General features: G+C 65.9%; 6 protein-coding genes. 3 read left to right on the plus strand and 3 right to left on the minus strand.

From position 1 onward, the window contains the following. Positions 1 to 95: 95 nt before the first annotated feature. Genes G3N93_RS34905 through G3N93_RS34915 form a run of 3 tightly spaced genes read right to left on the minus strand, consistent with a single transcriptional unit; the run spans position 96 to position 2,999 of the window. Positions 96 to 1,715 carry an intermembrane transport protein PqiB gene (locus G3N93_RS34905; protein ID WP_011350987.1) on the minus strand — a complete coding sequence of 540 codons (1,620 nt, stop codon included), beginning with the start codon at positions 1,713 to 1,715 and terminating at the stop codon, positions 96 to 98. Then, positions 1,708 to 2,337: a paraquat-inducible protein A gene (locus tag G3N93_RS34910; RefSeq protein ID WP_088926392.1), complete on the minus strand. Its 630-nt coding sequence runs from the start codon at positions 2,335 to 2,337 to the stop codon at positions 1,708 to 1,710. Before G3N93_RS34910 ends, G3N93_RS34905 begins: the two co-directional genes overlap by 8 nt. After that, positions 2,334 to 2,999 (minus strand): paraquat-inducible protein A, encoded by a 666-nt coding sequence (locus G3N93_RS34915; RefSeq protein WP_174947825.1) that lies wholly within the window; start codon positions 2,997 to 2,999, stop codon positions 2,334 to 2,336. Before G3N93_RS34915 ends, G3N93_RS34910 begins: the two co-directional genes overlap by 4 nt. A gap of 258 nt (positions 3,000 to 3,257) precedes the next feature. On the opposite strand from G3N93_RS34915, the gene G3N93_RS34920 reads away from it, so the two are divergent. The 3 genes from G3N93_RS34920 to G3N93_RS34930 form a co-directional block, all read left to right on the plus strand. Beyond that, the gene (locus tag G3N93_RS34920; RefSeq protein WP_174939236.1) at positions 3,258 to 3,818 is read left to right on the plus strand and encodes a cytochrome b; all 561 of its coding nucleotides are present in this window, start codon (positions 3,258 to 3,260) and stop codon (positions 3,816 to 3,818) included. A gap of 8 nt (positions 3,819 to 3,826) precedes the next feature. Beyond that, complete coding sequence (locus G3N93_RS34925) at positions 3,827 to 4,387, plus strand: YceI family protein (protein WP_011350991.1); 561 nt, start codon at positions 3,827 to 3,829, stop codon at positions 4,385 to 4,387. A 65-nt stretch (positions 4,388 to 4,452) separates the two neighbouring features. Then, positions 4,453 to 4,715, plus strand: a 263-nt coding sequence (locus tag G3N93_RS34930; protein WP_206135007.1) for a YceI family protein, incomplete at its 3' end; no start/stop codon positions are given.

The following is a 4,715-nucleotide window of genomic DNA, read 5'->3' on the forward strand; positions in this document are numbered from 1 at the left end:
CGTGTAGAACCGCGCGGGCGGCGAGCTGCACGCGGCGAGCGCGAGGGCGGCGACAGCCGCCGCCGCGCCGCTCGCGAAACCGTTCACGCGTGTCGTCATTGTTGATCTCCTGGCTTGCCCTTGAGCAGCGATTCGGGGTGACGCTCGAGGTAGTCGGCGAGCGCGTTCAGCGACTGCAGCGTGCGCGTGAGCTCCTTCAGCGCGCCGCGCACGTCGGACTGCAGCGGCGAATCCTGCTGCAGCGTCGCCTCGGCGGTGGAGAAGGTCTGCTTCGCGGCCGACAGCGTGTCGCGCGCTTCCGGCGCGACCTGCGTGTCGAGCTGCTTGAACAGCTTGTCGGCGTTCGACAGTGCGCTGTTCAGGTTTGCGCCGATCTGGTCGAACGGCACCTTGTCGAGCTTCTTCGCGATGTCGGCGACCTGCAGCTGCAGCTCGTCGAGCGTGTTCGGCACGGTCGGCAGCTCGAGCGGCTGGCGCGCCGTGTCGATCTTCACGGCCGGCGCCTTCGGGAAGAAGTCGAGCGCGACGTACAGCTGGCTCGTCAGCAGGTTGCCGGTGCGCAGCTGGCCGCGCAGCCCGTGCTGGACGAGCCGCTCGACGATCTCGCGGCGGGCCGGTTCGCCCTTGCTCTCGATCGTTTCGCGGAAACGGCGGCCGAGGCGTTCCGGATACACGTTCATCGTCACCGGCATCAGGAAGTTCTTCGTCTTCGGATCGAAGTCGATGCCGATGTTCGTCACTTCGCCGAGCACGATGCCGCGGAAGTCGACCGTCGCGCCGACGGCGAGCCCGCGCAGCGACTGGTTGAAGTTCATCACGACCTGCAGCGGCTGGCCGTCCGGGTCGCGCATCGCGTCGCCCTCGTCGGACGCGAGGCGGAACGTCGTGTTGTTCGGCGCCGTCGTGCCGGAGCCCTGGTTGGGCGGCGTCTGGAACGCGATGCCGCCGAGGATCACCGTCGCGAGCGACTGCGTGTTCAGCTTCAGGCCGCTCGAGTCGAGCCGCAGGTCGACGCCGCTCGCCTGCCACCAGCGCGAGTTCACGCCGACGTACTGGTCGTACGGCGCATTGACGAACACGTTGAAGGTGACGCCCGTGCCGTCCTTGTCGAGCGAGAAGCCGACCACCTGGCCGACCTGCACGCGGCGGTAGTAGACGGGCGAGCCGATGTCGACCGAACCGAGCGAATCGCCGCGCAGCACGTACTGCGTGCCTTTCTGGTCGCCCGTGACGGCGGGCGGCGTCTCGAGCCCCGTGAAGTCGGTCAGCGTATCGTCCGAGCGCCCGGCGTCGACGCCGATGTATGCGCCCGACAGCAGCGTGCCGAGTCCCGACACGCCGGTCGCGCCGACGCGCGGCCGCACGATCCAGAAGCGCGAGCCCTTGACCGCGAAGTCCTCCGCTTCCTTCTTGAGCTGCACCTGGACGAGCACGCGCGACAGGTCTTTCGACAGCTTGATCGTCTTGACCATGCCGATCTCGACGTCCTTGTACTTGACCTGGGTCTTGCCGGGCTCGAGCCCTTCGGCGCTGTGGAAGCTGATCGTGATTTCCGGGCCGCGCTCGCGCACCGACTTGATCACGAGGCCGATGCCGATCAGCGCGGCGATCAACGGCACGAGCCAGACGAGCGACGGCAGCCAGCCGCTTTTCGTCGAGATCGTCGGATCGGGCGGCCGGGGCGCGTCGTGCTGCGGGCCTTGTGGACTATTCATGGTGATTCCCTGAGGTTTCGACTGGATCCCAGATCAGGCGGGGATCGAACTGCATCGATGCGAGCATCGTCAGGATCACGACGGAACCGAACGCGAGCGCGCCGGGGCCGGCCGTGATGATGGCGAGCGAACGAAAATGGACGAGCGCGACGGTCAGCGTCACGACGAAGATGTCGAGCATCGACCAGCGGCCGATGCGTTCGACGATCCGGAACAGGCGCGTGCGCTGCAGCGGCCGCCAGGCGGTGCGGCGCTGCGCGCTGATCACGAGGATCAGCAGCACGCCGAGCTTGAGCATCGGCACGAGGATGCTGGCGACGAACACGACGACGGCGAGCGGCCAGTCGCCGGAGACCCAGAAATAGATGACGCCGCTCATGATCGTGTCTTCCTGCGAGCCGACGATCGACGCCGTGCGCATGATCGGCAGCAGGTTCGCGGGAATGTACAGGATCGCGGCTGCGAGCAGCAGCGCCCACGTGCGCATCAGGCTGTTCGGCGTGCGGAAATGGAGGACGCTGCCGCAGCGTGCGCAGTGGGCGTGCGGATGGTCGAGCGTCTGCACGAGCCCGCATGCGTGGCAGCTGGCGTAGCCCTCGCGGGCGGCGGTCGGGATCGTCATCGGCGGGCGGCTCCCGGCAGCGGGGCGGCATCGTCGGGCTGCCCGGGCGAACGCCCGGCGCGCAGGTCGTCGGCGATGTCCCACAGCGTGCGCGGATCGAACATCAGCACGACGGCGATCATCAGCGTGAGCGCGGCGAATGCGAACAGCGCGGCATCGGGAACGACCCTTGCGAGACTCACCATCTTCACGATCGTGACGAGGATCCCGAGCATGAACACCTCGATCATCCCCCACGGCCGCACGAGCTCGATCGCACGCAGCACCAGGTTGAAACCGGGCGGGACGAGGCCGCGCCGGATCGGCAGCAGCAGGTACAGCAGCGCGGCCATCTCGATGAGCGGGAACAGCACGGTCGAGCAGAACACCATCACGCCGACGATCGCCATGTCCTGGTGCCACAATGAATCGATCGCACCGATCAGCGTGGTCTGCACGCGGTTGCCGTTCACGTCCATTTCGAGGATCGGGAACACCTGCGCGATCGTGAACGTGATCAGCGCCGCGAGCGCGAGCGCGCAGATCCGCTCGATCTGCGCGGCGCTGTTGCGATAGAGCAGCGCATCGCAGCGCGGGCAGCGCGCGGATTCACGTCCGCTCAGGCGCGGTTTGTGCAACAGTGCGTCGCACTCGTGACAGGCAATCAGGTCGTTTCGTTGCATGGAAAAGGCAGTTGTGCGACGGCTGGGGAGACGCGTCGACGGGGCCGGAACCCGCGCCAATCTTACCAAAAGGCCTTTTTCGGCGTGTCAACGATCGCGGGTCCGGTGACTGATCGGTAACATGACAGGAAACCGTCAGCCGGCTGGCGTGCCTGTCTTCAGAGTCCGCGCGTGTCAAAAGGTTGCGGTAGCATGGCGCCCTTGACAAGCGTCGGACCAATCTCCGGCGCGGCTGTTCGCTGAACTGAGGAATCCAAGATGGCATCGAAATCGCTGCCGGCCCGGCCGGTACGCTATACGCAGACCGCGATCGCGCTGCACTGGCTGATTGCACTGTTGATCGTCTGTGCGTTCGCGATGGGCTGGGTGATGACCGACATCCCCGGCTTCACGCCGACCAAGCTGAAGTACTTCTCGTGGCACAAGTGGATGGGCGTGACGATATTCGCGCTGGTCGTCATCCGCGTGCTGTGGCGTGCAACCCACGTGCCGCCGGCGCTGCCGGGCGGTACGCCGGCGTGGCAGCGTGCGGCGTCGCACGGCGTGCACATCCTGCTGTACGTGCTGATGATCGTGATTCCGGTGACGGGCTACCTGTACAGCTCGGCGGCGAACATCCCGGTCGTCTATCTCGGCATCGTGCCGCTGCCGCGGCTGATCGACCCCGATCCGGTGCTGAAGGAAACCTTCAAGACACTTCACGTGTCATTGAATTACATTCTGCTTGCGCTTGTTTCGCTGCACGTGGTCGCGGCGCTCAAGCACCAGTTGTTGGACCGCGACGGCCTGCTGTCGCGGATGCTCCCCTTTGCCAAATGAAGGATCCCATGAAAGTGTCTTTCTCCCGCTCCATGCTGACCGCGTTCGCTGCGGTGTCACTTGTCGCGTCGGGCGCGGCGCTCGCCGATGTCGATCTCGCGAAGAGCAAGGTGTCCGCCGTGTCGAAGCAGATGAACGTGCCGACCGAAGGCGCGTTCAAGAAGTTTTCCGCGCAGGTGAAGTTCGACCCGGCGAAAGCCGCGCAGGGCAGCGCCCAGATGACGATCGACGTCGCGAGCTATGACCTCGGCGACAAGATGTACAACGACCAGGTTGCCGGCAAGGACTGGTTCGACGCGAAGGCGTATCCGCAGGCGACGTTCGTGTCGTCGGCGATCGCGCCGGCGGGCGGCAACAAGTACAACGTGACCGGCAAGCTGACGATCAAGGGCAAGTCCGAGAACGTCACCGTGCCCGTCACGGTCACGCAGAGCGGCGCGACACAGACCTTCGACGGCGTGCTGCCGATCAAGCGCTCGGCCTTCAACGTCGGCACCGGCGAGTGGAAGGACACGTCGGTCGTCGCGGACGAAGTGCAGATCAAGTTCCATCTCGTCGCCACCAAGTAAGCGGCGGGCTGTTGCCTCACCCGAACGCCGCGCGAGGGCGCGGCGCCGTTCCAAGGAGAAAGAGTTTGAAAAAGCAACTGATCATCGCCGCGGGCGCGCTGGCAGCGTCGCTGTCGTTCTCGGCCTTTGCCGAAAGCGCCACGTACCAGTTCGACCCGAGCCACACGTACCCGAGCTTCGAGGCTGACCACATGGGCGGCCTGTCGGTCTGGCGCGGCAAGTTCGACAAGTCGAGCGGCACCGTGACGCTCGACCGCGCGGCAAAGACGGGTACGGTCGACGTGACGACCGACATCGCGTCGATCCACACCGGCAGCACGAAGCTCGA

This window comes from Burkholderia sp. Se-20378, from assembly GCF_017104665.1.
Taxonomy (GTDB): domain Bacteria; phylum Pseudomonadota; class Gammaproteobacteria; order Burkholderiales; family Burkholderiaceae; genus Burkholderia; species Burkholderia lata.

Coding starts and splice junctions, on each gene's coding strand:
- G3N93_RS34905 (WP_011350987.1), bottom strand. CDS start 1,715: ATGAATAGTCCACAAGGCCCGCAGCACGACGCGCCCCGGCCGCCCGAT.
- G3N93_RS34910 (WP_088926392.1), bottom strand. CDS start 2,337: ATGACGATCCCGACCGCCGCCCGCGAGGGCTACGCCAGCTGCCACGCA.
- G3N93_RS34915 (WP_174947825.1), bottom strand. CDS start 2,999: ATGCAACGAAACGACCTGATTGCCTGTCACGAGTGCGACGCACTGTTG.
- G3N93_RS34920 (WP_174939236.1), top strand. CDS start 3,258: ATGGCATCGAAATCGCTGCCGGCCCGGCCGGTACGCTATACGCAGACC.
- G3N93_RS34925 (WP_011350991.1), top strand. CDS start 3,827: ATGAAAGTGTCTTTCTCCCGCTCCATGCTGACCGCGTTCGCTGCGGTG.